This is a genomic window from Paenibacillus brevis (assembly GCF_018919145.1).
Taxonomy (GTDB): domain Bacteria; phylum Bacillota; class Bacilli; order Paenibacillales; family Paenibacillaceae; genus Fontibacillus; species Fontibacillus brevis.
On record NZ_JAHLQJ010000001.1, the window covers coordinates 1 to 23,948 of the forward strand.

The window sequence follows — 23,948 nt, forward strand, 5'->3', positions numbered from 1 at the left end:
AGCTCCTTTCGCATGTAGCTCTGAAATAGTGGTTTCTCACCTTCTATTTTAACCTACGATTTGCGAATAGGAGCTGTACTACGTTCATCATAACTACATGTGATCCGTATATGCATGGGGTCGCCAATCGTCATCATGCTGTGAAGCACCGTACGTTGGGAGCTTTGCGCAGTGTGAGTTATGCATGATGTTACTGTTTGTAATGCATCAGGCATCAAGATGCTATGCTGAATGAACGAGCCTGTAGGCTAGGCAAGTGATTCTGGTGCATTCTGCCATGCCTCCGATGTACGGATGGAGAGCTACTATAGTGCATTCGGCACCTATAAAGCCGAACTATGCCTGCGTAATAAGGGCATAAGTGTGAAGTGTGCTGAAGAAACGGAGTGTTCGCCTTTGCGAGTGGATTCCCACCATTTCAGATTTTACTCAATCAAAGGAATCCGCGAACAACAGCGATCGTAAGCATACTTCACACGTTGCCCCAGCAACGCAGAATCGTTAGCCTGTTTTACTTTAGCAGGAAAAAGTCTGCCAGGGTGAAGAACAGGATCACCATGCTGATCACCTGGTTCAAGTTGTACGAAGCTACCTTCATCACTTTGCGGTTGGAGGGCTTGATGATCTTATGCTCGGTCATCAGAAGCAGGATGGCTATGACCAGGCCTGCTATATACAGCCAGCCGAGCCCGCGAATCGGAATCAGGACGATCAGCAGAAGCACCATAATCGAGTGTAAGCCCGCAGCGATTCTCAGCCCGTTCTTCAGGCCGAAGATGCTGGGAATAGACCATAATTTATGCTCGCGGTCAAATTCGATATCTTGAGATCCGTAGATAATATCGAATCCGGCGATCCACAGCATAACGATGGTTCCCAGAATGAACGGTGTGAAGGCAAACTTGCCCGTGACCGCAAACCAGGCGCCGATCGGAGCCGAAGCAATGGTAAATCCAAGATACAGATGGCTCATGTACGTGAAGCGCTTGGTATACGAATAGGATGAGATCAAGAAAATGGCTACCGGCGATAGGATTAGGCAGAGCGGATTCAACATCCCAGCCGCGAAAATGAAAATGGCATAGTTAATCAAAACAAACAGGAGTACTTCCTTCTCCCCCAGCAGCATCCGCGGCAAATGACGGTGCGCTGTACGGGGGTTCTGGGCATCGAAGGTCCGGTCCACAACCCGGTTGAACGCATTAGCCCCATTGCGGGCACCGATCAATGCGATCAGTCCCCACAGCATAATCCGCCAGGACGGGAGCCCGCCTGCCGCCCAGATCATCGAGATGATTGCGAACGGCAGCGAGAATAGCGTATGCGAGAACATCACCAGCTCTCCGTATAGCTTGATGCGGTGACCGATTTTACGCGCGGTTTCCATCGCCTGCTCCCTCCTGTGTCCAGAATTCGGCTGCACGGTCGGCCTCTTCGAATGCCTGACCAAGCGCAGTGAGCATCTCTGCGATATCCTGCTCTGTTATTACGAGCGGCGGCTGGAAGGCCAGCACATTCCGGCCGACGCCGTTCTTGCCGATGATGAACCCGCGATCCTTCATCGCCTCCAGTACATCATCAACGAGGCGGGCGCCAAGCTCCGGGGCGTCTGCACTCAGCTCGGCGCCGAGCATCAGGCCGGCGCCGCGCACCTCGGACAGCACGCGCGGATAGCGTGCTGCCAGATCCTCCAGGCCGGCGCGGAGCTGGCCGCCCAGGCGCTCGGCGCGTTTCGGCAGGCGGTGCGCTTCGATGTAATCGAGCACCGCGAGCGCCGTGACGGACGAGACCGGATTGCCGCCAAAGGTGGAGGCCGAAGGCCGGTTGAAGCTGGCGGCAATTGCGTCCGTCGAAGCGAACGCAGCGACCGGAACACCACTGCCGAGCGCTTTCGCCATGGAGATAATATCGGGCGTCACGCCCCAACGATCCATGGCGAACATGCGGCCTGTGCGGCCAAAGCCGGTCTGAATCTCGTCGGAGATGAGCAGTACGCCGTACTGCTCCAGAAGCGCCTTCACTTCAGGGAAGTACCAATCCGGCGGCACAATGATGCCCGCGTTGCCCTGGATCGGCTCTGCGATCATCGCTGCAATCTCGCCGCCCCTCTCCTCCAGCACTGTCTTCAGCGCGTCGATGGAGCGTCTTGCTGCATCATCAGCGCTCATTCCCTGTGCATACGGCCGCGGAATGAAGGTAACGTCCTCAGCACCCGGCACAGCCAGTTGCGGGTCTGTACGCCACATTTGTAGCCCGGTAACACTCATCGTCAAATAGGTCCGTCCGTGCAGGCCTTGCTCCAAGGCGATGAATCCCCGGCGTCCGGTGTGCAGACGGGCAAGCAGGAGAGCTCCTTCATTAGCCTCGGAGCCGCTGTTTACAAAGAAGGTGCGGCGAAGGTCCCCAGGCAGCACCTCTGCCAGCCGCTCTGCCAGATCCACATTAGGCTGCGTTAAATAAATGGTGCAGGTATGCTGCAGCGTTCTAAGCTGCTCTGCAGTTCTCTCCGCAATTTCCGGATTGCAGTGACCGCTGGCTACCACAGAAACACCGGCAAAGAAGTCGGTGTATCTCTTGCCGTCATGTCCGTATAGATATTGCATATCCCCCCGGACAAGCTGCGGCGGATTCCGATAGAAGTAACTTGTGCAAGGATAAAAATATTGGCTGCGCTTCTCTAAGATACCTTCCGGCCCGATGAATGGATTCATGCTTCATTCGCCTCTCTTCCCTATTTACTGCCCTCTATTCACTTCATTATTGAACTTAGCCAGTTATGAACATAGCCAGGCGCTTGTACGGCACCCGGCCTATCTATGCTTACCTTTGCCCTGCTGTCTCTGCTTGCGGAGCGCTTAATGCAGTATTAGCCTGAGCTGCTCCGCCGTCAAATTGAAGCGCCCCCAGCGTATATCCGGCATAGACCGGTTGAAGAGAAGCGAACAGCTCCTCCGTACGATCCGGCTCATTCAGCGCTGCCTTATAGGCTGCAATGATCGTCGCCAATTGTTCCGGGCTATAGGTGGTGCCTTCAATCCGGAACACCTCCAGTCCGGCTTCCTTCAACTCACGCACAAGCGGCAGAAGACACAGCTCCTTGGCCAAGGTGAGATGATTACGTCCATGCACATCGCGGTACACCGGACTTTCTCCCTTATCTGTCCTGAGCACCAGAATCGAATTAGCGACATAAGTATTATCCTCTTCGCCAACCGGTTCGAATACTTCTGTATTTTCGTACAAATCGTGCTCCATATACATCAAGGCCGGAGATCCATGCACGAGTGCCTCCATCGGTGCCGGCGCTTCGGCCAGCAACGCGCGCAAATCGATCGCAGGCAGCTCCATGGAAGCGGTGAGGCGTGTTACTCCCATATTGTGATAGAAGCCCGCAGAAAGCTTATTATACACGTTTAAATTGAAGTCCCCTACAAGCGGGTATCCCTTCCCTGCAAATTTACGCACGGCTCCCAGATTCGTAACCACAACCCCATCGATCGGCAGACGTTCGCCGGAGAGTAAGCCGTCATAAATTTCAAATTGCAGTTCCGTCATCATCCGCGGCAAGCAGACATATAGCTTCACATCGCCCTTCTGCACGGCAAGCTGCTTAATCTCTTCTTTGGTAAACGCATGATCCGGCTCGTATACATCCCCTGAAAGGTAAATGTGATCTGCCCCCGCCTTCATTGCCGTCTCTGCCTGTGTGACATTATTCACATGAACGGAGATCTCAGGACGGCTGGTCCCCGATTTCCCGGATGGTGAAAATTCAGACCAGATTTCCTTTATCTCGTTCAGCCGCTTCTCCCCCAGCTCCCGTTCTTCCGTAGGTGTACTGAATACCTTGCCCGTGCTGTAGAACTTGCCGGTTCCTTCATAACGCTTATTGATGTTGGATAGTCCAGGACGTCCAAAAGCATAGGCGGTAGAAAAATCGCGTTTTCTGTTCTCATACAGCAGATCACGATCCTTGGCCCGCTCAAATCCGACCGGATCGGCAATATAACGGTCAATTGCATCTCCGTAAGCATTGATCAGCATCAGCACAAAGGCGGTATCCCGCATCCGGCCTTCAACCTTGAAGGACGTAATCCCGCCATGAATCAACTCCGGAATATGCTCATACATGTACATATCCTTCACTGCCAGCGGATATTCGGAAGGATAGACGAGGCCGTCCTTTTTAACCCGGTAATCCCAGCGGCAAGGCTTCAGGCATTTTCCCCGGTTGCTGCTCATCCCGAAGACCAGGGAGCTGAAATAGCAGTTCGCTCCGTGGACAGAGCACATATCGCCATGGATGAAATACTCCAGCTCCATTCCTGTTTGTGCTTTTAAATAACGGGTTGAGGCCAGATCCATCTCCCGCGAGGTGACGACCCGAGTGACCCCCAGCTCCTTCAGGGCCTCCACCATCTCAATATTATGCACATTCATCATCACCGAGGAATGCACCGGGATCGGGAGCCCTAACTGCCGAATCAGCTCCAGCACGGCAAAATCCTGGACAATAATCGCATCCGGAGCCGCGCTCTCCAGAAACCGCAAATAGTCAGCCGCTTCCTCAAGCTCTCCTTCGTTCAGCAAATTATTTACGGTCACATAGGCTCTTTTGCCTAAAGCATGGGCGATTTGCACCGCCTCAGTAATTTGTTCTAAGGTAAAGTTATATCCTTTGCGCATCATGCGCATATTCAGACTTGGTCCTCCAAAGTAGACCGCATCACAATTGGCTTCGATAACCTCCTTGAAGATTTCAAAGGTTCCCGCCGGCGCAAGCAGCTCGACTTCTTTTCCATTAAAATAGCGTGCCACAGTGTTTCTCCTCCCCAGGTGCCGCAAATAACAGCGTTATTTAACGGATTTTATCTTCCTCTATATATTTTCGTAATTCAAAGAATCAAGTTAAAACCAGTTTGAGCACAAGCACGACAGCAATCAGAACAACAAAGGACAGGACGAACAACGTAGCCTTTGTACTCCAGATCAGCTTGTGATACTCCGAACGCGGTTCCCCTATAATAAACCCCCGGGCTTCCATGGAAAGCACCAGCTCCTCTGCACGGCGAAAGGCGCTAACCGTTACCGGCACAAGCAGCGAGACAAGCAGCTTGCCCTTCTCCAGCCAAGGCAATTCTTTCAAATCCGCGCCCCGCGCCGCTTGTGCTTTAAGTATTTTGTGAGTCTCATCCAGAATTGTCGGGATAAAGCGCAGTGCAATCCCCATCATCAAGGTCAGCCGATCTGCGGACACTCCGATTTTTTTCAGGGGAGCAAGCACGCCGCCAAGTCCCTGGTTCAGCAAGCCTGGTGTGGTTGTGAAGGTCAGCATCGCCGTAAATGACACTAACAGCAGCATACGGATGGCCGAGATCAATCCTCGTGATAATCCCCCGGCGTATACCGTAACATTGCCGATTTCCAGCAGCAGCCTCCCCTCATCCACGGTCAAAGCCTGCACGACAAAAATAAAAACCATCAGCACCCACAAGGGTTTGGCGGCTTTGGCGTAATATTTAAGCGGGATCAGGGTCATCTTCATATAGATGAGCGAAAATACCGCCGCGGCAAGGAGCGGAATCCAGGAATTCACCAGAAGCAGTGCTGCCAAATAGAGGACCATTCCTGTCAGTTTCGCTCTCGGATCGATCGGATGAATCCAGGAGCCGGTATCGATGCTCCGTCCGAACAATAGTCTGTTGCGCATCGTTTATCCGCCCCCTCTTCGCTCGATGTCTCCCGCTTCCAGCAATCGGCTGATACGTACAGCCATCTGCTCCGCTGTCAGACAAGGCTCCTCGTGCTCTAGCCCGTATTGCTCCGCAAGCCGGTTCCATACCTTGATGCAGGCCGGAACCGCCAGGTGGTATTCACCTTCCAGCCTCGCAGCTTCATGGACAAGCTCGGCCGGACTTCCCTGAAATACCTTCTTGCCCTGATGCATGACAATCCAGGTGCCGGCATAAGGAAGCATCTCTTCGATCCGGTGTGTCACGACGATCACCGTCTTGCCTTCCTCCCGCTGCATTCTCCCCAGCAATTCGGCCAGCTCTGCCCGGCTTTCCGGGTCCAGCGTGGCCGTCGGCTCATCAAGAACGATGACTTCCGGATCCATGGCCAGCACAGAGGCTATCGCCACCTTACGCATCTGTCCACCGCTAAGGTGAAAGGGATTCCGGGGCAGGAAGGATTCATCCAATCCCACTTGCCGCAAAGCACGGATTGCACTTTGGCGCGCAGCTTCCCGGTCCATTCCGAAATTCAGCGGGCCAAACATAAGATCCTTCTCCACTGTATCCTCAAACAGCTGCTGCTCCGGGAATTGAAAGACAAGTCCTACTCTGCGCCTCAATTCCTGCAGCAGCGGCTTGCCGCCCGCTTCAAGCGTAAAATCCAGTACGTGAACCTTGCCTTCCGTCGGCTTCAGCAAGCCGTTAAAATGCTGCAGCAACGTGGATTTTCCTGAGCCCGTAGCCCCTGCGATACCGGTAAACACGCCCTCTTCCAGGTGGAGGCTCACTTCATGGAGGGCGGAATGACTCCACATATTTCTAGCGTCGTAGGCAAAGCTTACCTTTTCAAAATCAATGGCCATATCCGATCCTCCACCTCCCCGCTTTGCCGGCTCCCTTGCGGCACGCTAATTCCAAGCTTGTTCAATTCCTTCTCCAGCCTGACAGGGTAAGGGGCAATAAGACGGCAGGCTTGCAGCAGCTGATCATCCTGGAACAGCTCCCAGGGAGTCAAATCTGCGGCAATCCCGCCGTCGTTCAATACGATGGCCCGGTCGGAGGCCATGATCTCCTCCGCATCGTGCGTGATCGAGATCATGGTGTACCTGCCTTCTTCCTTCATTCCTCGCAGAATATCCAGCAATTCCTCTCTTGCTCTCTCATCCAGCATGGACGATGCTTCGTCAAAAATGATAATGTCCGGCTCCAGCGCCAGGATCGCAGCAATGGCGACCCGCTGCTTCTGCCCTCCGGACAGCTCCGCCGGATGCTTCGATAAGAGATGGCCGATCTCCAGCTTCTCTGCATAGCTATGTACCCGTTCCTTCATTTCTTCCCGTGGAATACAGCGGCTTTCCAGCCCGAAGGCAATGTCCTCTTCTACGGTCGAGCCGATAAATTGATTGTCCGGGTTCTGGAATACCATTCCGATATGAGAGCGTAGCTTCCCGATGGTACTGCTGGAGAGATGGATGCCCTGCACCTCGATCTTCCCTTCATTGACTGCCAGCAATCCTCCGAGCAGCTTGGCCAGCGTGGATTTGCCGCAACCGTTCGGACCTATCAGCGATACCCAGCTTCCCGGAAGGATGCTAAATGACAGATCGCTCAATACCGGCTGCTCCGGTGAATAAGCGAAAGAAACATGCTGCACATGATAAGCGGGTTGTTCTTCTGTCATCCTTACCCCTCCTGTCTATTTATATCTACACCGGCTTCGTCAAAAATCCCTCAAACAAAGATAACTTCGACAAGGAAGGGATCAGATACCGTACCGCAAGCCCGACTGCAATTCCGGTCAATACGCCGGCAATTAACAATACCGGCAAATAGGACATGATTTTGGTTGTCTTCAAATATACCGCCGCAGCTCCGAGCTGCCCGACATTATGGGAAATGCCTCCAACAATACTAACGCTGATCATACTGAAATTTTCACGTCCGAAGCTGAGCAGCCCCCACATCGCAAGAAAGCTCAACAGGGCTCCGCTGATGCTGAACAATAAGCTGGAGAAGGTCCCCAGCATGAACGAACTGAGTAAGGTTTTCAGAATAACAACCATTAAAGCGTCTCTTCCCCTGAGAAAATACAGGCATGTAAGCACCATAATATTAGCCAGGCCCAGCTTGGCGCCCGGGACACCCATATTCACAGGAATGGAAGCCTCGATCAGACTGAGAACAACGGCTACAGCCGCAAAGATCGCCACAATGACCGTCCTCTTCAGAGAGAGATTGGCCTGCTCATTTAACGATGGCATCGATGTCATCTCCTTCTGAAGGCGCGCCCTCGATTTCTACCAGCAATTTATGAGGCAGGCAGACAATCGTACCTCCATTGCGCTCAATAAATCCGAAGGTAAGACATACCTTGTCCGGGCAATCCGCATCGATCATTTCAATACCGTAATCATGAACTTTAAGTAAATTATACCCATGTTCCGTATTTATCTCGATTTCCTGTTCTTCACCGGTCAGTTCTACCGTGCGGAACAGTTTGCCATCCACCGTAATTTTAGCGATACGTTGTGTGTTGTGATTGTTTTCACTAGGGCTGTCGCCGAACCATCTGGGCACTAGAAATGCAGCAGCAATGACGACGACTAAACCGATGAGTACGATATCTCCGCGCTTCATGACAAACTCCCTTATTTTTTAATTATATAAATCTTAGACGAAACCATTATACCTGTTAGGTTCCAATCATCCGTGTGATAAATGTATCATTTTTTGCCGCATTTCACAAAATCATCACTTAGGAAGACTATAATATAGGAAAGAGCCCCTGTGAGGATTGATACTTTTAGTGCGGATTCTTTTCTGCTACAATCAAGGTCGACATGAATGAGAAATGAGGATGCATATCTATGTTCAAAAATAAATTGGCTGTCCTGCTGCTATCCGCGACTCTTTTGGTAGGTCTGCTTAGCGGCTGCGGCAGCACTTCCAGCAAGAACACACCGGAAGGCGGTACAGGCACTAGTAACGGACAAGCTAAGACCGTCACGCCTGTAAGCGAAACCTTCTTCATCTTCGATACCGTGGTGACCATTAAAATTTATGATAACCGTGCAACTACGAAAAATTTTGAAGAACTCGAAGCCTTGATGAAGGATATCGATTATAAAATTAACCGCTCCAACGAGGATAGTGAAATCTATGCTGTGAATGCCAACGCCGGCATTGCTCCGGTCAAGGTGTCCCAGGAGACCTTCGATCTGGTCAAGATTGCGGTTGATTATGCCAAGCAGACCAATGGTTTGCTGGATCCCTCGATCGGACCGCTCGTCAGCCTCTGGAATATCGGCCATGAGGACGCCCACGTTCCGCCAGCCGAGGATATTGCCGCAGCTCAGAAGCTGATCGATTACCGGAAAGTAGAGTTAAATGAAGATACGCTTGAAATTTACCTCCAGGACAAGGGAATGGATATCGACCTCGGCTCCTACGGCAAGGGCTATGCAGCTGACCTGATCTACGACAAATTAAAAGAACAGGGCTTTGACAGTGCCATCATTGATCTCGGCGGCAACGTCTTCGCCATGGGCAGCAAGCCCGGCAATCTGGAATGGACGGTCGGCATTCAAGATCCGGATCAGGAACGGGGAAATGATATCGGTACCGTCAAGGTGATTGATAAGACCGTGGTAACCGCAGGAATTTATGAACGCTATTTCGTAGAGAACGGCAAGTTCTACATGCATATTCTTGATCCGCGGACCGGTTATCCGGCAGATAATAATATCAGCAGTGTTACAATCATTTCCGATTCGTCCACCGTTGCTGATACGATGGACACCTCGCTGCTCATTATGGGCATCGAGGATGGCTTGAAGTTTGCCGAGGAGAACAATACGGAAGCCTTGTTCATTACCAAGGACAAGAAGCTGTATGCCACTCCGGGCTTTAAGGAATTGCTTAACAAAACCAATGACGAGTATGGCTACGCTAACTGATTAATGATGCTGCATGCAAGGGCATAAGTGTGAAGGGTTGTGAAGAAGCGTAGCGTTCGCCCTTGTGAGAACCTAGTCCAATCAGAGAAATCGGCGAACAACAGCGATCGTAGCAACCCTTCACACGTTGCCCCATTTAAATCACCCTCTAGAGGGTTAACTGTTCTTCTGCCTTTGCATATGCACCTTTCTTGACTTTTCATGAAAATTCCTGTAACATTACAAATTAGATTGTAAACCCCATATTGTGTTCCTCAAAAGATTATAACCCTCACATACCATTCCGGTATTAAAATTCCTTATTTATGACCCTAAGAGTAAGAATGTTGGCAGTATTCGTGTATTTCTGATTCAAGCTGGCGCGGTCATCGGAGCCGCAAGGACAATTGAGAGGCAGGGCTTTTGTTGTATTAGAAACCGTAGATACGGTTGTAGTCTAAGCAGGAACATCCCATGGTTCTTCATGTAAATGAGAAGACCGGGTTACAATAATATTTCCCGCTGATTCGGGAACCCAAATGCAAGCGTCCCACGGATTTGTGATCCGGCGGACGCTTGCGTCCATTTTGGGAAGAACCGTGCGTAAGCTTACTTTAGGCGAAGCAGCATGCATATTCTCCTCCCATCCGTCCCACACTACAGATGTCTTTCCATTTCAGTCCAAAGGGGTGTTGAACATGCGTGAAGGGTTAATTCCTGCTGTTCTCGGAACGGTCGTCACTGCATCAGCCGCATCACTGCTTGGAAGCAAGTACAAGCTTGCTGCAACCGGAGTTCTTGGATTTGGTCTGGCCCACATTGTGCTGGGTGCGATCGACCTGATTGAGCACCGCTAGCCTAACGAGAAAGACAGAGCTATTCTGCAGACTTTCGGGTCTGTCAGGATAGCTTTTTTAGCATTTGCTGTTATAGAGGTTGTTCAAAAAGTCATCTTTTGATCACGAAGTGTTCTAAGGGGTTGATTCGAGATCGAATCTTACGTTCACCCTAGAACTCCGGTACTCATGTAGGTTCTGCCTACACTCCGTTCCTCCTTCTTTGGGTTCTCGCAACCTTCTCGGTGCTGAAAAGCTGACTTTTTGAACTCGCATTCATACTTAAAAATCTATGAAAAAAATATGTACAAAAATTGTACGAAACATCCGTTCAGCCTGCATCCCCTCGCTCTTTCAGAGCTTTCAGCGTGTTTTCAGAGGCAAATTTCTAGGACTATTGTCTATTGACTTTCCAACATATAGTAGTAAAATTGATTAGGCATAACTAAATGTAGTGTATATAGTAAATACAGGCGTGTTTATGACAAAAATCATTGTATTTAGTTACTAGACACATAACAAGAGTCCAGGAGGATCAGGGCCATGCTTATTGCGTACGATTCGAAGACCGGAAACGTCCGGCGGTTCATTAACAAATTGAAACTTCCAGCGGTTCAGATCGAGGAGACTATGACGATAGACGAGCCCTATGTGCTTGTTACATATACCACCGGTTTTGGACAAATTCCGGCGAAGGTATCCGCCTTTTTGGAGAAGAATCACTCCGGCTTGAAAGGCATTGCCGCCAGCGGCAACAAAAATTGGGGCCAACTGTTCGCGCACAGCGCTGACTTGATCTCGGAGCGCTACAATGTCCCGGTGATCGGTAAGTTCGAGCTGTCGGGAACCTTTGGCGACGTACAACGCATAAAACAGGAGGTGGATCGGATTGCGGCACATTGAGTTAAACAATATGTTGATGAAGCGGGATGAAACTGGCTTTTTCCAACTGGAAAAGGATCGGGAGGCCGTCGTGGAATTTATGCAGGACGTGGAGCGGCGCAGTCTGAGCTTCCCGAATACAAAGGCTAAGGTCGATTACATGATCGACAATGATTATTACGAGAATCTGTACGACCGTTATACCATCGATGTGATCGAGGATATATATCGTATTGCTCATGAATATAATTTCCAGTTCCCTTCCTATATGGCAGCATCCAAGTTCTATACGGACTATGCCGTCAAGAGCAACGACCGGAAGCAATACCTGGAGCATTATCCGGATCGGGTAGCGGTAGTGGCGCTGTACCTCGCACGCGGCAACGCCGATGCAGCGCGTATTCTGGTTCGCTCCATGATGGAACAGCGGCTTCAACCTGCTACGCCGACCTTCCTGAACGCCGGAAAAAGCCGGCGCGGCGAAATGGTCTCTTGCTTCCTGCTGGAAATGGATGATTCGCTTAACTCGATTAACTATGTACTTAACACATGCATGCAGTTGTCCAAGATCGGCGGCGGGGTTGCTGTCAATCTGTCGAAGCTGCGGGCGCGCGGAGAGACCATCAAGGGCGTAGAAGGAGCGGCTAAAGGAATCATGCCTGTTCTGAAGCTGATGGAGGATGGCTTCACCTATGCAGACCAAATGGGCCAGCGCAAAGGCTCCGGAGCGGCTTACTATAATATTTTTGGCTGGGACGTACTGGAATTGCTGGACAGCAAGAAGATCAATGCCGACGAGAAGACGCGGCTTAAGACGCTGTCGATCGGTCTGATCGTTCCTAACCGCTTCTATAAGCTGGCTCAGGACAACGAACCCTTGCATGTCTTTGCCCCGTACACCGTGTACAAGGCTTATGGCACCCATCTGGATGACATGGACCTGGATGAAATGTACGATACCCTGCTCGCTGATCCCCGCGTGAAGAAGAGAGTAGCGATGAGCGCGCGCGATATGCTGACTAAAATTGCGATTACCCAGCTCGAATCGGGCTATCCATATATTATGAACAAGAGCAACGCGAATGCCGCACATGCCTTGAAAAATGTAGGACAAATCAAGATGTCGAATCTGTGCACCGAGATTTTCCAGGTACAGGAGACATCCGAAATCGCAGATTATGGCCAATCGGATACGATCCGCCGGGATATCAGCTGTAATCTCGCTTCCCTGAACATTGTTAACGTGATGCAGCATAAGAAGATCCGCGAGTCCGTGCATGAGGGTATGCTCGCACTGACTTCGGTCAGCGATATGACTCATATCTCCAACGCCCCTGGCGTAGCCAAGGCTAATGAAGAGATGCATTCCGTTGGCTTGGGCGTTATGAATTTGCACGGCTTCTTCGCCAAGAACAAGATTTCCTATGAAAGCGAGCAGGCCCGCGACTTTGCCCGTACCTTCTTCATGACGATGAACTATCACTCCATCGAGAAGAGTATGGAGATCGCCGCAGAGACAGGCAGAACGTTCCAGGGATTCGAGGAATCCGAATATGCCACCGGGGTATATTTCGAGCGTTACCTTACGACAGATTACCGTCCGGTTACAACCAAGGTTCAAGAGCTGTTTGAGGGAATCTACATCCCGACGCCGGAGGACTGGAAGAATCTGCGCGATGCGGTGATGAAGCATGGTCTGTATCATGCCTATCGTCTCGCGATTGCGCCGACGGCAAGCATTTCGTATATCCAGAATGCCACGTCCAGCGTCATGCCGATTGTCGAGCAGATTGAGACTCGGACCTATGCGAACTCGACGACTTACTATCCGATGCCTTACCTGCAGCCGGACAATGTGTTCTATTATAAATCAGCTTATCAAATGAACCAGTTCAAGGTTATTGATCTGATCGCAGAGATTCAGCCTCATATCGACCAAGGCATTTCGACGGTCTTGCACGTCAACAGTGACGTAACAACCCGGGAATTGGCCCGCTGCTATCTGTATGCGGCACATAAAGGGCTGAAATCCCTGTATTATACCCGGACGAACAAGCTGTCCGTTGAAGAGTGCCTGACCTGCTCCATCTAAGGAAAGGCAGTATGCAGCAACAGAGGGGAGAATTGAACGATAATGAATGCCATTCAAGCCGTGAATTGGAATCGTCCGGACGATGATTATTCGCTGATGTTCTGGAATCAGAATATTATGCAGTTCTGGACGGATGATGAAATTCCGCTATCTGATGATAAAATGTCCTGGCTGACGCTGAGCGATCAGGAGAAAGACGCTTATATGAAGGTGCTCGGCGGCCTGACCCTGCTCGATACAATTCAGGGCGGCGTAGGCATGCCGCAAATTATGGAGCATGTCGGCGGATTGCAGCGCAAAGCCGTGCTCGGCTTCATGGGCATGATGGAACAGATTCATGCGAAATCCTACAGCAGTATTTTTACTACCCTGGCTACTACCGAGGAAATCGATAGCATTTTCCGCTGGGTAGAGGACAATCCGTTCCTCCAGTACAAAGCATCGACGATCTCTGACTATTACAAGAGCATCAAGACAACGAAGGATCTCTATCTGGCTATGGCGGCTTCTGTTCTGCTGGAGAGCTATCTGTTCTATAGCGGCTTCTTCTATCCGCTGTATCTGGCTGGTCAAGGCAAAATGACCTGCAGCGGCGAGATCATCGATCTGATTCTTCGGGATGAGAGCATTCACGGCGTCTATGTCGGCGTGCTGGCCCAGGAAATTTTCGATGAACTGTCCGAGGATGAGCAGCATGATACGTACGAGACTCTTGTGGGTCTGCTGCGCTTGCTGCATGCGAATGAAGAGAAATATACCGAACAAATCTATACCTCCATTGGACTGGTCGATGAGGTAAAGTCATTCCTTCGCTACAATGCCAACAAGGCGATGATGAACCTGGGCCACGATCCGTTGTTCCCGGACGAAGAGATTAATCCGATCGTCCAGAATGGCATCAGCACGCACACCAAACAGCATGATTTCTTCTCCAAGAAGGGCAACGGTTATGTTCGCGCCATGAAGGTCGAGCCGTTAACGGATGAAGACTTTGTCTTCTAATAAGACAATAAATGTCCGGCAGTTGGGTTTATCCCTTCCGCCGGACATTTTTTATGAGTGTAGTAGGCGAATCCCGCAAGAGTAGACTGCCTCTTATACCTTTGCTAATTTTTCGTAATGCTTGTACAAAGAATGAAAGTAGCCGGAGTAGTTCTTGTTCCAGGGTTTTCTTTTCCCGCAAAAGTGAATGATCGAGCTGTTCTTGATGACATAATCCATATCAAACTTGCCGTTGCTCACCAGCTTATAATATTTAAAGTAGCGCGGGTCATAGTTATATCGAACCTCATCCACCGACTTAATACTCTTGGAGTACAGGGCGTTGATAATATCCTGATCCGGCAATAATAACTTGAGACGATTGGCTTCCACGAAGCTGAAAATATCGCGTTCCCGGATGCTCTGCCGTTGCAATCGGAGATCCATCAGCAGTACGCCAGTATTATAATAAGCCTCAATCTCATAAGGAAGCAGGCGAAGCTTGTTCACCTCTTTGACCGATAGCCGGTCATGATAGGCCGCTCCGAACATGCAGCCTTCCAGATCTGTATCGTACAGACTGCGAATTTCGTTAATTATGATCAGATCCGGATCAAGATACAAGATTTTCTCTACTTCCGGCGGCAAAAATTTAAAGGCAAGAATCCGGTAATACATTTCCTTGGAGTAATGCTTCACAACCGGCGCATCCGCGAAAACATTCTCTTCCACGGCAACAACCGACAACCGCTGTCCTTTCTGCCCGACGTATCGCTCCAGTTCGGCCAACTCCTCATCGGATATGCTCGAATGCATAAGATAGATATGAAACGATTCTTCCGGGTTGCTTAGAAACAGGGATGTCAGCATCACCTTTAGCGCCTTGATGTACCTGGAATTTAAAGTGACCAGAATGTTCATAAGCCGCCTCGCTTCTTCAATGGAATAGTTCTGTTCTCCGATAGCTTCCTAATGGTGTGCCATCTATATCTATTGTATGAGAGGCTGCAGCCTGTCCGCAACTATTGCTGTACACAAAGAAGAGCGCCTCTGGACAAGGCGCCCTCCTTCATAGCACACGTTCCCTATTCCCCGAACAAGCCCGGCATACTTAAGTAACGTTCGCCGGTGTCCGGGGCGATGCAAAGCACCCGTTTACCGGGGCCGAGCCGTCTCGCCTCCTGAAGCGCCGCCCAGACCGAGGCCCCCGAAGAGGGACCGACCAGAATGCCCTCGTGTCTGGCCAAGTCACGGGTCGTCTGCAGCGCGTTGTCATCGGCAACCTGAATAATCTCATCATAAATGTCCGTATTCAAAATGCCAGGAATAAAGCCGGGACTGGTTCCTACCAGCTTATGTGGGCCAGGCTCTCCCCCGGACAATACCGGAGAGCCCAGCGGCTCCACTACAAGAATACGGATATCCGGAAGATGCTGCCGCAGCACTTCCCCGGTTCCGGTGATCGTCCCTCCGGTTCCGGCGGTTGCAACGAACGCGTCCAGCTTCCCGTCCAGCTGTTCCAAAATTTCCGGAGCTGTAGTCACACGGTGAATTTGCGGGTTGGCTTCATTTTCAAATTGCTGCGGGATGAAGCTGCCGGGAATTGATTCATGCAATTCCAAAGCCTTTCTTATCGCTCCGGGCATACGCTCGGCGGCCGGAGTGAGTACGACTTGCGCGCCATAGGCCTTAAGCAAATTGATTCGCTCCTTGGTCATATTATCAGGCATGACCAGAATGGCAGGATAGCCCTTCGCAGCTGCATTCATCGCAAGTCCGATGCCGGTGTTACCGCTTGTTGGTTCAATAATGACGGAGCCAGGCTGAAGCTTCCCCTGCCGTTCTGCTTCCGCGATCAGATTGAACGCAGCCCGATCCTTGACGCTCCCGCTTGGATTGAAGTATTCGAGCTTAACATATACCTCCGCATCCTGCTCGCCAACCAGACGGTTCAGCTTCACGGCCGGGGTATCCCCTATCAGCTCATAAATTGAGGCAACGACTTTTCTCCCCATCTTCTGTCATCCCTCCAGGTCTGTATCCCGATAAAAGAGCATCATCGGCATCTTGTAAACATACGCAATAACGACAAATATACCAAGCATCATACCGACAATCACAAGCAGGCTGCTTACGGATAAGCCGCCAATTCCTGTTATAACGTTGGCAATGTTGCACCCCGGCGCAATGCGGGAAGCTACGCCCATCAACAGGCCGCCAATGACGGCATGCGGTATTCTGGAAAGCTTAGGTATGCGAAGCTTGAAAGAACGACTAAGCAAGGCGGCCGTAAATGCACCAACAACGAGGAATATGATCAGGATCTCCTCCGGCCCGATTCCGATTCTCGGAAAATTGGCAAACAAGCCGTTCAGATAGGTATTGTTGAGCACGACCTCCTCACCTGCCACCAGCGATAATGCCGTTGCTGCGACACGTGTCTGCGGACCGGTAATTCCAAAGTTGGACAGCACTGCGAATTGAATCGTTGCAAGGAGCCCGATCAGCACCGCAACCAGGCGAATATCCCAATGCGACTGTCTTAAAGGGTTCTTCTTCCAATCGGTGAAGGTATCCTTGAACCCTTGGAAGAAGGCCTTGACCCCATACTTTTTGAAGGCGATCAGGACCATGCCGCCTACGAGCAGCAGCGGAATCACCGCCGGAGGAAGCGGCAAGGAGAAGAAGGTATAGCCAGACTCCGAGACAGTCAGAGGCTGAATGAAGTAATCCCTGGCCCAAGGATCGTAGATAAAAGCAAAGATTAAATTGCCGATCATGGCAAACAGCAGCACAATCCAGAACTGAACATACCCCATTCCACAGCGGTACAACGTACCCGAGCCGCATCCCCCGGCCATGGTCATGCCGATCCCGAACAGGAGTCCGCCGATCAGGTTTGTTCCCCCGATAGGCACCGTCCACACATCTGCGACCCCGCGGATTCCCAGACTAAGTACAGTCGCCCAGCCTACGAGGGAGACGGCTATCAGAACAAGCACTCCGTGTAAAATTCGGGTATCCCGTACTGTGATCCAATCCCGAATGGAAGCCGTGAAGCAAAAATCGGCCTTTTGCAGCAGGAATCCATATAAAAAGCCGAAAATCCCGGCTATGATAAACGTGTCGATAGTAAAGGTCATCATAATCTCATCCATTTCGTGTAAAAGTTTGAATTGCCCGGACGAGCTGAATTCAGTTCAGATGACAGGCTGAAAGTTAAACCACTCATTGAGCCAAAGTGACAGCACAGACAGCTTGTCTAAGAGCAGGAGCACTCCGAACACGATAAATATCCCTCCGCCAACCCTGGACAATACCCCGGTAATTTTTGACCACTTTTTAAAGAAAGAATAGAATAAGGCGAAGCCCAGAAAAGGAATCGTAAAGCCGGCCATGTACACCAGCATAAGCAGCATCCCCGTTTCCGGCTCGGAGGCGGACAGACCGACAATGGAACTCAGCATCGGACCGATGCACGGTGTCCAGCCTGCGGCAAAGCCGATGCCCAGGATAAAAGAACCGGCATAGCTTCCGGTCTTTCCGGTTATATTCAGACGGCGCTCGCGCAAAAGCCACGAGGGAGAGATCAGTCCTAGCAAGACAAGTCCCATAACAAGCATTAATAATCCGCTACCTATCCGGAGTTCCTTCTGGTATTCGATGAATAGACGTCCTATAAAGCTGGCCGAATAACCTAAAGCCAAATAGATAACCGAAATTCCGCATACGAACAGCAGGGTATGGAAAATAACTTTAATCCTTAAGCCGCTGCGCTGTCCCCCCTGAAGTGCGCCTGCCTCCAAACCGGTAATTCTGGAGAGGTAGACAGGAACGAGAGGGAGCATGCAAGGCGAAAAAAAGGAGAGCAGCCCGGCGGTACCTGCTAAAGCCAGTTGAACAATCACCAGCCATCTCCCCCTTCCCTTAGTTCTTGCCTATCTGAATCAACGCATCCAGCTTCCCGACGAACTCCTCTCCGGATTGCATCGCACTGGGTCCGATCAGCTTCTCAACAATACGGCCCTGCCGATCCACCAGGACAACCGTAGGCACGGCGAGCACTCCCAGTGAACTGCTGGCTATTCCGTCAAGATCAAAGTAAGCCGGCATCTGCAAACCGTACTGTTCAATAAAGCCTCTGGCTCCATCCACAGAGTCGTCCGGTGTGACATTGACGGAAATAAAAGAGAGTTCATCGCTGTATTCCGAATACAGACTATCGATATACGGAATTTCCTTCTGGCAGTAATTGCACCACGAAGCCCAGAAACTGTACAGAATTGGGCCGTCGATGTCAGAGGTATTCAGCAACTCGTCACCGCTCCGGATCGCGGCCAATTCAAAGCCTGGCACGGCTTCTACCTGTTCCTTGGCAACATCTGCAACGGGAGTCGGGGAACTGCCGGAACAGCCCGAGATAATCACCGCGACAAGTGATAAGCCGGCCAAAAAGTTCTTTATGTTTTTCTTCATTTCTTTATCCCTCACTGGATATCAGTTCTTCTTCAAATAGATATGATAATTGCCATCCTCTTCTATAATGCCGAGAAATTCGGCTAACTTGTTCATCTTTACAGCAGCGGGGATCGTCTTCGTGGCGATCGTATGGTCGGTCACCTCAACGACAATTTCACCAGGCTCGGCTTTCTTCAACCCCTTCAATGCCAAATCCAGGGTATGTGGGCATACCTCCCCGATGGCGTCGATGACATGATCTTTTTTCAACTTGCTCAAGTCTTCTTGGGTATAGCTCATTTTGCCAACTTCCTCTCCAGATTTTTCATAGAAAATGATGTGACGACATGCTCTGGCCCGTCAACAACGTCCGCTTCCCAAGCCAGCATGCCTCCGGCATAATTGTGCACCTTCTGAATACCCTCCGATTGAAAGTATTTGGAGACCTCAAGGCTTCTTCTGCCACTACGGCAAACAAGGATATATTCCGCCTCTTTGTCGAACTGGTCGATAAGTTCCGGAATTTCTCCCATAGGGAGGAGCGGAATGCCCGGAATATGGGCTTCCTGGTATTCTTCGAGCTCACGAACGTCAATGATATAAATATTCCGCTGCTCCGGATCATTCCATATTTCTGCGAGCTCTGCGGCACTCACATGGGAGACTCCTTCAATGGTTTCAGGCATTGCTGTTCGCAACTCCTCTCTTATATTTCAATATCCGTATCCGCCGAGTTCCCCCACTCTGCCCAAGAACCTTCATAAGGCCTGATATCCGAATAGCCGAGCAGCCGAAGGGAGAAATAAGAGTGGGATCCCCGCACATTCGTCTGGCAGTATGGAATAACTGTTTTATCTTCCACAACGCCAATCGCTTCAAACTGCTGCTTCAATTGCTCATAGCTTAAAAATTTCTCCAAGCCTTCTTCATTCTCGGCTACGGCCGTGGTCCATTCTTTGTGAACCGCTCCGGGAAGGTGGCCGCCCCGCTGATTTTCTCTCAAGTCGGTGCCTTCATATTCCTCTGCAGAGCGCGTGTCGAGAAAGACGACATCAGCCGTACCGATTGCCTGCTCCACCTGCACTTTTGTCGAGACGAGGTTCTCGTTGGCTTTGGCTACGAAATTACCCTTTTCCGGCGTGGCCGGATCGATGTCGATATCCTGCCCCTCCGTCAACCATGCGGCATAGCCGCCATTCAGCACCTTTACCTGATCCTGCAGGCCATAATATTCAAGCGTATAGAAGACGCGCGTTGCGCTCAGGGCGTTGCCGTCATCATAGACGACAATCGTCGAATCCTGATTGACTCCGGCATTCTGGACGACTTCTGTGTACTTATCCTCCGGCAAAATAAAGCCGGCAATCTCATTGTCAGGGTCATTCAGTTGCCCGCTGCTCAACGACACAGCACCCGGAATATGGCCTTCCTCGTAGCCCTTAGACCGGGCATCAATAATCACTACAGCGGAATCATTCAGATGCTCCGCCACCCAGGAGACATCCGCCAACAGATGGGCGTTCGGATAATCAGAAGGAGATTGCGTTCCATCATCACTGTCCTTCACCTGACTGTCATTTGTGCGCGATGCATTCACGGCGCTTGAGCTCGTGTCTTTTGCCGCAGAATTTCCGCCGCTGTTGCAAGCCGTTAGGACCAGAATAAATGAAAATACAAGCAAAGCTAAGCTTGTATAGCGACGGTTAGTGTTTGTTTTATTCATGTAGCCTCTCTCCCTTTACTTTAAAAATTTGTATTTCAAGCTTGATTTAACTTGATTTGAAACATATACTAGCATTATTCCTATCGAATAACAATGATTATTTTTAGCGAACTATTTTTGATGATTGTACAATGAGTTTTATACACAAGGAGAGTATAATTATGCGGATTGGACGGATTTCAAATATGGGGCGGAAATGGCTGATTTATTGGAGTGTATTGGCGTTGTTTAGCGCCATCCTTACGTCTTGCGCACTGGAGACGAAAGAAGAGGCTGAAAAGCGGCTGAAGGACACTGGATCAGCAGGGAAGCTGACATCCGTGCAGTTCTATGTTCCTGTGGAGAATGAGAACAAAGTTGCTATCGTAGATATAGCTGACGCCTCTGTCGTTGGAGAGATTGAGGTTGGCGAAGGACCGATGAATACGGTCTTCTCCAGTACCATGCGGCAGGCCTATGTAACCAACCATCTGAGCAGTACGGTTTCCTTTATCGACACGATGAATTTGAAGCAGACGGCAGAAGTGGAAGTCGGACCCATGCCTCACGGGCTCATACTGTCACCGGATAACAAGACTCTCTATGTCGCTACGGTGGCCGACCAATATCTTTACGTTCTGGATACCCAGAAGGCAGAAGTCACGCAAACTATCGATATGGGAGAAGGCGCCAAGACCAACTACATTGCCTCTTACGGCAAAACGATTTATGTCAGCGATCATGAAAATGACAAGGTTTATATCGTCGATATGACAACAAACTCCTTGGAGAGAACCCTTTCTACAGGAAGCTTGCCTCGTGCAGTCAAAGTGTCTGGCGATGGCAGCAAGCTCTTTGTTCCGACCGCGAATGACGGCAATCTGGAAATCTATGATACGGCTACGGGAGAGCTGCTTCAGGTCATAGCCGCTGTGGAAGGAGCAACGGATGTCGTCATTACAGAAGATGAATCTGTAGCAGTAATCAGCGGTGTGGAGGGAAATGCCGTAGCATTCCTTGATTTGAAGAAAGGCCAGGCGCTTGCTATTATAGAAGACTTGCCGGGAGCCAAGCATCTGGCCTTTAACCGGCTGGAGAGCAGGGTTTATGTTACATTGAGCGAATCCGATGAAGTCGCTGTAATTGATATGGAAAGCCGCAAGGTGGAGTATAAGCTTGAAGTAGGCGTACGCCCGCATGGCATTCAGATAAAGGCGCTTCCCGGTATTGGCGGCAGTTGCTGATATGGAGGGGGCATTAAGCCCCCCGCTTTATTCGGTCTGCCAAATGCGCGCTCCCCGTCTTAACTTCAGGCGCTTGTAAAGCTCAGGCAGCGCGACGCCAAGCAGCACCAGCAGAACCCCGAACCACTGGATCAGGCTGACATGCTCATGCAGCACAACACTGGATAGCATTACCGCAACCGGCAGCTCTGAGGCGCCAAGGATGGCGGCCATACCCTCTCCGGTATGAGGAACACTGATGGCAAACAGCAGTGGCGGCAGGAAGGCACCGAGCAGCCCAAGGAAGAAGCCGTAAGGAAGCAGCCCCGAAAACAGGGTTCCATCAAATAGGAACGTCGGCGGGAATAAGATAAATACAAGCACCATACCCCCGCTGATCATCCAGCCGCTGCGGTACACCGGATTGGCATTCGGAACGGCCTTTCCGCTTAGCAGAACGAATAAAGAGTAGCTGACGGCTGCCAGAAGTCCGAATACGATCCCCCGCCAGTCATATCCCCCATCCATGCCCCGCTCAAAGACACCTGCCGCAAGCAGGGTTCCAACAAACAGGACGAGCAATGTGAACATGACGATTTTTTGCGGTCGCTTGCGCTGGATAATAGTCTGAATAAGCACGCCCATCCAGGTGAACTGGAAAAGCAGCACGATAGCGAGTGAATTTTCAATATAATGCAGGGATTGGTAATATAATAGCCCGGTTACCGCCGTAGGCGCACCGGCTGCAAGCAGGATCAACCGTTTCTTCCACGTTAATGCTTCCATAGTATGCTGAACCGCCGCATTTGAAGCAGCCCGGCTTCCTAATCGCTTCTCCCTTAACTTGACGACTAAGACAAGCAGCCAGATCAGAACAAATCCAGTCAAGAGCTGACTCCCCACAACCTCACCGAGCGAGTATCCTTGCCCATATGCCTTGGTGACAATCGTTGACAGTACGCCATAACTGATTGCACCTGATAATAAAAGCAGTTTATTTTTCATTACCTGTTTTGTCCTCCTTGATGTTATAAATTTCTACGACCAAGAGCTGAAGCCGAACACAAAAAAACTTCCTTACACGGAATATTGATCGTCCATCACTTTTCGATCAAATATTCGTAGTAAGGAAGTTTAGGCTTCCTGTAGAGACCTCCGCCCCTATCCTTGGCAGAGTTATACGAATGAAAATTGTTATGCTTAGCTTTCAGACCAGCACGTCATATTATGCAACAAGTATCATCACTAGTCAAGCGGGTTAGTATAATTATCGTTCCCTTGCCAGGACATTCAGCAGGCGAACGGATTACGTAATATTCAATAATATTCTCCCCATGACTTGCTTCTTCAACCCAAATACAGCACCCGCCGGGAATCCCCGATGGGCGCTGTCCGCTAGACTTGTCTAACGTTTTCGTAGCTGGTATTAACGGGTCCCTTGATCCGAGTATGCCTTCCGTATTTCCTCAAGCTTGAGCCGCGAGGTATCCGGAACCAAATAGTCTGCTTCATGCAGAAATGCCGGTGCTCCAACCCCTACCGAGAACATCCCGGCCTGATTGATCGCCTCGATCCCTGCCTCGGAGTCCTCTACGCCGATGCAAGCCGCATAAGGAACACCCAGGGCATCGGCGGCATTCAGGAAAGTCTCCGGATGCGGCTTGCCAAAGGCAATGCGCCCAGGGTCCACAATATACTCGAACGCCTCGGTAAGTCCCAGCTTGTCCAAGACGAAGGTTGCATTCCGGCTGGCTGATCCCAGGGCGATCCGCAGCTTGCTTGCCTGAATCTCCTCAAGCAGTTCCGTGATACCGGGAAGGATGTCGCTGGGACGAATCGCTTCAATCAACTCACGGTAATGATTGTTTTTCCTTGTTGCCCACTGCTCCTTCTCCGCATCGGACAAGCTTAGGGGGTGCGGGCTGGCAGACAGAATCCGTTCCAGCGATTCAAGCCGGCTCACTCCCTTGAGCTGCTCGTTCAGTTCTCTGTCCACGGAAATGCCAAGCTCTTCTCCAACTTGCTTCCAGGCCAGATAATGAAATTCGGCGGTATCCGTAATGACTCCGTCCAAATCGAAGATAAAGGCTTGCGGCTGCATGTT

General features: G+C 50.6%; 24 protein-coding genes and 1 riboswitch. Of the genes, 6 read left to right on the forward strand and 18 right to left on the reverse strand.

Features of this window, described 5'->3' with window-relative positions:
* Nucleotides 1-511: 511 nt before the first annotated feature.
* The 8 genes from KQJ23_RS00005 to KQJ23_RS00040 all read right to left on the reverse strand — a co-directional run bounded on the left by KQJ23_RS00005 (nt 512) and on the right by KQJ23_RS00040 (nt 8,372).
* A complete protein-coding gene (locus KQJ23_RS00005; RefSeq protein WP_216476549.1) occupies nt 512-1,387 on the reverse strand; it encodes a UbiA-like polyprenyltransferase in 876 nt (291 codons plus the stop codon).
* On the reverse strand, nt 1,371-2,711 hold the full coding sequence (locus tag KQJ23_RS00010; protein ID WP_216476550.1) for an aspartate aminotransferase family protein: 1,341 nt from the start codon (nt 2,709-2,711) through the stop codon (nt 1,371-1,373). The genes KQJ23_RS00005 and KQJ23_RS00010 overlap by 17 nt, the downstream gene beginning before the upstream one ends.
* 109 nt (nt 2,712-2,820) lie before the next feature.
* The gene (locus KQJ23_RS00015) at nt 2,821-4,818 is read right to left on the reverse strand and encodes a peptidase U32 family protein (RefSeq protein WP_216476551.1); all 1,998 of its coding nucleotides are present in this window, start codon (nt 4,816-4,818) and stop codon (nt 2,821-2,823) included.
* Nucleotides 4,819-4,903: 85 nt separating this feature from the next.
* Nucleotides 4,904-5,710 (reverse strand): energy-coupling factor transporter transmembrane component T family protein, encoded by an 807-nt coding sequence (locus KQJ23_RS00020; protein ID WP_216476552.1) that lies wholly within the window; start codon nt 5,708-5,710, stop codon nt 4,904-4,906.
* A 3-nt stretch (nt 5,711-5,713) separates the two neighbouring features.
* Nucleotides 5,714-6,598, reverse strand: a complete 885-nt coding sequence (locus KQJ23_RS00025) for an energy-coupling factor transporter ATPase (protein WP_216476553.1) — start codon at nt 6,596-6,598, stop codon at nt 5,714-5,716.
* Nucleotides 6,574-7,416 carry an energy-coupling factor transporter ATPase gene (locus tag KQJ23_RS00030; protein WP_216476554.1) on the reverse strand — a complete coding sequence of 281 codons (843 nt, stop codon included), beginning with the start codon at nt 7,414-7,416 and terminating at the stop codon, nt 6,574-6,576. Before KQJ23_RS00030 ends, KQJ23_RS00025 begins: the two co-directional genes overlap by 25 nt.
* A 25-nt stretch (nt 7,417-7,441) precedes the next feature.
* The gene (locus tag KQJ23_RS00035) at nt 7,442-7,996 is read right to left on the reverse strand and encodes a Gx transporter family protein (protein WP_216476555.1); all 555 of its coding nucleotides are present in this window, start codon (nt 7,994-7,996) and stop codon (nt 7,442-7,444) included.
* On the reverse strand, nt 7,980-8,372 hold the full coding sequence (locus tag KQJ23_RS00040; protein WP_216476556.1) for a NusG domain II-containing protein: 393 nt from the start codon (nt 8,370-8,372) through the stop codon (nt 7,980-7,982). Before KQJ23_RS00040 ends, KQJ23_RS00035 begins: the two co-directional genes overlap by 17 nt.
* Nucleotides 8,373-8,602: 230 nt before the next feature.
* Here KQJ23_RS00040 and KQJ23_RS00045 point away from each other — a divergent pair, with 230 nt between their 5' ends.
* The 5 genes from KQJ23_RS00045 to nrdF all read left to right on the forward strand — a co-directional run bounded on the left by KQJ23_RS00045 (nt 8,603) and on the right by nrdF (nt 14,482).
* Nucleotides 8,603-9,691 (forward strand): FAD:protein FMN transferase, encoded by a 1,089-nt coding sequence (locus KQJ23_RS00045; RefSeq protein ID WP_216476557.1) that lies wholly within the window; start codon nt 8,603-8,605, stop codon nt 9,689-9,691.
* A gap of 677 nt (nt 9,692-10,368) precedes the next feature.
* Nucleotides 10,369-10,527, forward strand: coding sequence for a hypothetical protein (locus tag KQJ23_RS00050; RefSeq protein ID WP_044480269.1), 159 nt, complete (start codon nt 10,369-10,371; stop codon nt 10,525-10,527).
* A gap of 522 nt (nt 10,528-11,049) precedes the next feature.
* Entirely contained in the window at nt 11,050-11,409 is a 360-nt protein-coding gene (nrdI, locus tag KQJ23_RS00055; protein ID WP_044480271.1) for a class Ib ribonucleoside-diphosphate reductase assembly flavoprotein NrdI, read from the forward strand.
* A complete protein-coding gene (nrdE, locus tag KQJ23_RS00060; RefSeq protein ID WP_216476558.1) occupies nt 11,396-13,480 on the forward strand; it encodes a class 1b ribonucleoside-diphosphate reductase subunit alpha in 2,085 nt (694 codons plus the stop codon). The genes nrdI and nrdE overlap by 14 nt, the downstream gene beginning before the upstream one ends.
* Before the next feature lie 42 nt (nt 13,481-13,522).
* A complete protein-coding gene (nrdF, locus tag KQJ23_RS00065) occupies nt 13,523-14,482 on the forward strand; it encodes a class 1b ribonucleoside-diphosphate reductase subunit beta (RefSeq protein WP_216476559.1) in 960 nt (319 codons plus the stop codon).
* A gap of 93 nt (nt 14,483-14,575) precedes the next feature.
* Here nrdF and KQJ23_RS00070 read toward each other — a convergent pair whose 3' ends face one another.
* From KQJ23_RS00070 to KQJ23_RS00105, 8 genes are all read right to left on the reverse strand, one after another.
* Nucleotides 14,576-15,382: a glycosyltransferase family 8 protein gene (locus tag KQJ23_RS00070; RefSeq protein ID WP_216476560.1), complete on the reverse strand. Its 807-nt coding sequence runs from the start codon at nt 15,380-15,382 to the stop codon at nt 14,576-14,578.
* A 164-nt stretch (nt 15,383-15,546) separates the two neighbouring features.
* Complete coding sequence (gene cysK / locus KQJ23_RS00075; protein WP_216476561.1) at nt 15,547-16,476, reverse strand: cysteine synthase A; 930 nt, start codon at nt 16,474-16,476, stop codon at nt 15,547-15,549.
* Between the two features lie 6 nt (nt 16,477-16,482).
* Entirely contained in the window at nt 16,483-17,619 is a 1,137-nt protein-coding gene (locus KQJ23_RS00080; protein WP_216476562.1) for a YeeE/YedE family protein, read from the reverse strand.
* A 42-nt stretch (nt 17,620-17,661) separates the two neighbouring features.
* A complete protein-coding gene (locus tag KQJ23_RS00085; RefSeq protein ID WP_216476563.1) occupies nt 17,662-18,369 on the reverse strand; it encodes a cytochrome c biogenesis CcdA family protein in 708 nt (235 codons plus the stop codon).
* 19 nt (nt 18,370-18,388) lie between these two features.
* Nucleotides 18,389-18,937: a TlpA family protein disulfide reductase gene (locus KQJ23_RS00090; protein WP_216476564.1), complete on the reverse strand. Its 549-nt coding sequence runs from the start codon at nt 18,935-18,937 to the stop codon at nt 18,389-18,391.
* A gap of 21 nt (nt 18,938-18,958) precedes the next feature.
* Nucleotides 18,959-19,219: a sulfurtransferase TusA family protein gene (locus KQJ23_RS00095; RefSeq protein ID WP_049894977.1), complete on the reverse strand. Its 261-nt coding sequence runs from the start codon at nt 19,217-19,219 to the stop codon at nt 18,959-18,961.
* Nucleotides 19,216-19,605, reverse strand: a complete 390-nt coding sequence (locus tag KQJ23_RS00100; protein WP_216476565.1) for a rhodanese-like domain-containing protein — start codon at nt 19,603-19,605, stop codon at nt 19,216-19,218. The genes KQJ23_RS00095 and KQJ23_RS00100 overlap by 4 nt, the downstream gene beginning before the upstream one ends.
* Nucleotides 19,606-19,625: 20 nt before the next feature.
* Nucleotides 19,626-20,642, reverse strand: coding sequence for a sulfurtransferase (locus tag KQJ23_RS00105; protein WP_216476566.1), 1,017 nt, complete (start codon nt 20,640-20,642; stop codon nt 19,626-19,628).
* A 161-nt stretch (nt 20,643-20,803) separates the two neighbouring features.
* Between KQJ23_RS00105 and KQJ23_RS00110 the strand changes: the two genes are divergently transcribed.
* Nucleotides 20,804-21,865 (forward strand): YVTN family beta-propeller repeat protein, encoded by a 1,062-nt coding sequence (locus KQJ23_RS00110; RefSeq protein ID WP_216476567.1) that lies wholly within the window; start codon nt 20,804-20,806, stop codon nt 21,863-21,865.
* Between the two features lie 27 nt (nt 21,866-21,892).
* Here KQJ23_RS00110 and KQJ23_RS00115 read toward each other — a convergent pair whose 3' ends face one another.
* A complete protein-coding gene (locus KQJ23_RS00115; protein ID WP_216476568.1) occupies nt 21,893-22,849 on the reverse strand; it encodes an EamA family transporter in 957 nt (318 codons plus the stop codon).
* Between the two features lie 97 nt (nt 22,850-22,946).
* Nucleotides 22,947-23,048: riboswitch (purine riboswitch) on the reverse strand.
* Between the two features lie 222 nt (nt 23,049-23,270).
* Nucleotides 23,271-23,945, reverse strand: coding sequence for a beta-phosphoglucomutase (gene pgmB / locus KQJ23_RS00120; protein ID WP_216476569.1), 675 nt, complete (start codon nt 23,943-23,945; stop codon nt 23,271-23,273).
* Between the last annotated feature and the right edge of the window lie 3 nt (nt 23,946-23,948).

Excerpts from the sequence above, each read along its gene's own strand:
- KQJ23_RS00005 (WP_216476549.1), bottom strand. The coding sequence starts at position 1,387 with ATGGAAACCGCGCGTAAAATCGGTCACCGCATCAAGCTATACGGAGAG.
- KQJ23_RS00010 (WP_216476550.1), bottom strand. The coding sequence starts at position 2,711 with ATGAATCCATTCATCGGGCCGGAAGGTATCTTAGAGAAGCGCAGCCAA.
- KQJ23_RS00020 (WP_216476552.1), bottom strand. The coding sequence starts at position 5,710 with ATGCGCAACAGACTATTGTTCGGACGGAGCATCGATACCGGCTCCTGG.
- KQJ23_RS00025 (WP_216476553.1), bottom strand. The coding sequence starts at position 6,598 with ATGGCCATTGATTTTGAAAAGGTAAGCTTTGCCTACGACGCTAGAAAT.
- KQJ23_RS00030 (WP_216476554.1), bottom strand. The coding sequence starts at position 7,416 with ATGACAGAAGAACAACCCGCTTATCATGTGCAGCATGTTTCTTTCGCT.
- KQJ23_RS00035 (WP_216476555.1), bottom strand. The coding sequence starts at position 7,996 with ATGCCATCGTTAAATGAGCAGGCCAATCTCTCTCTGAAGAGGACGGTC.
- KQJ23_RS00040 (WP_216476556.1), bottom strand. The coding sequence starts at position 8,372 with ATGAAGCGCGGAGATATCGTACTCATCGGTTTAGTCGTCGTCATTGCT.
- KQJ23_RS00045 (WP_216476557.1), top strand. The coding sequence starts at position 8,603 with ATGTTCAAAAATAAATTGGCTGTCCTGCTGCTATCCGCGACTCTTTTG.
- KQJ23_RS00050 (WP_044480269.1), top strand. The coding sequence starts at position 10,369 with ATGCGTGAAGGGTTAATTCCTGCTGTTCTCGGAACGGTCGTCACTGCA.
- nrdI (WP_044480271.1), top strand. The coding sequence starts at position 11,050 with ATGCTTATTGCGTACGATTCGAAGACCGGAAACGTCCGGCGGTTCATT.
- nrdF (WP_216476559.1), top strand. The coding sequence starts at position 13,523 with ATGAATGCCATTCAAGCCGTGAATTGGAATCGTCCGGACGATGATTAT.
- KQJ23_RS00070 (WP_216476560.1), bottom strand. The coding sequence starts at position 15,382 with ATGAACATTCTGGTCACTTTAAATTCCAGGTACATCAAGGCGCTAAAG.
- cysK (WP_216476561.1), bottom strand. The coding sequence starts at position 16,476 with ATGGGGAGAAAAGTCGTTGCCTCAATTTATGAGCTGATAGGGGATACC.
- KQJ23_RS00080 (WP_216476562.1), bottom strand. The coding sequence starts at position 17,619 with ATGGATGAGATTATGATGACCTTTACTATCGACACGTTTATCATAGCC.
- KQJ23_RS00090 (WP_216476564.1), bottom strand. The coding sequence starts at position 18,937 with ATGAAGAAAAACATAAAGAACTTTTTGGCCGGCTTATCACTTGTCGCG.
- KQJ23_RS00095 (WP_049894977.1), bottom strand. The coding sequence starts at position 19,219 with ATGAGCTATACCCAAGAAGACTTGAGCAAGTTGAAAAAAGATCATGTC.
- KQJ23_RS00100 (WP_216476565.1), bottom strand. The coding sequence starts at position 19,605 with ATGCCTGAAACCATTGAAGGAGTCTCCCATGTGAGTGCCGCAGAGCTC.
- KQJ23_RS00105 (WP_216476566.1), bottom strand. The coding sequence starts at position 20,642 with ATGAATAAAACAAACACTAACCGTCGCTATACAAGCTTAGCTTTGCTT.
- KQJ23_RS00110 (WP_216476567.1), top strand. The coding sequence starts at position 20,804 with ATGCGGATTGGACGGATTTCAAATATGGGGCGGAAATGGCTGATTTAT.
- KQJ23_RS00115 (WP_216476568.1), bottom strand. The coding sequence starts at position 22,849 with ATGAAAAATAAACTGCTTTTATTATCAGGTGCAATCAGTTATGGCGTA.
- pgmB (WP_216476569.1), bottom strand. The coding sequence starts at position 23,945 with ATGCAGCCGCAAGCCTTTATCTTCGATTTGGACGGAGTCATTACGGAT.